Origin of the sequence: Mesorhizobium sp. M7A.F.Ca.US.014.04.1.1, from assembly GCF_003998745.1 — a bacterium.
GTDB lineage: Bacteria > Pseudomonadota > Alphaproteobacteria > Rhizobiales > Rhizobiaceae > Mesorhizobium > Mesorhizobium ciceri.
Map to the genome: position 1 here is coordinate 1 of NZ_RZRW01001270.1, position 710 is coordinate 710.

Genomic DNA, 710 nt, shown 5'->3' on the forward strand with positions numbered 1-710 from the left:
AAGGCGGATTGGGAGGGAATGGCAGCAGGTTCGATAGCGGCGGATTGCAGCGGTTCAGGAGCCGATTGGCACGCGGGTAGGGCAAGTGCTGCGAAGGCCAGTATAAGGTTCCGCATCAATTTCTCCACATCGTTTCCGACGGACATATCCGAAAGCCCGCTGATCGGCAGAAAGTTCGATTCCCCACCAGGCCGGATTTTGGAGACGCCTGATGAACCATGAGTGACGCCAATAGATAGCCGCTCGTCAACCGTGTGGCGACATTGCGCGGCCGGACCTCAAGCGGGCTCGTTGAGATGCCCATTTGCAAGGCCGGATTTCTCGCTTCAGGTGAGACGCCTTTTGCCTGATGCCTGGCCGGAGCCATCTGGCCCTCATAGGTGAGGTTGCAGCGTCAGGCCTTGGCGGATCAACCACCTCATGTGATGTCGCAGCGACCATTGCGAGCGCAGCCTATGTCATAGGTTAATGCGCTGCTCGAGGGGCTCGATTATGGGTGTGCAGCACTCCTGTGCCCCGTGCAATGAAGTCCCGGCCAAGGACCTGCCTCGGCATCCTGAATTCCCAGTTCCCGACCAGCAGTCCGGCGCCTCGTTACGGCTATCCGGAACTTTTGACGCGGATGCAAGTTCGATAACCAACATCAGCTAGGTAGCCACTTTGTCACCCACTTCATCCTCGGATGTACTTATCCGCAAGCTCCAGAGCAT

Annotated in this window: 1 protein-coding gene; it reads left to right on the forward strand. The window is 57.7% G+C overall.

Translation table 11 applies throughout. From position 1 onward, the window contains the following. Positions 1–222: hypothetical protein (locus tag EOA22_RS38390; RefSeq protein WP_206521546.1), on the forward strand; the 222-nt coding region annotated here is incomplete at its 5' end. Between the last annotated feature and the right edge of the window lie 488 nt (positions 223–710).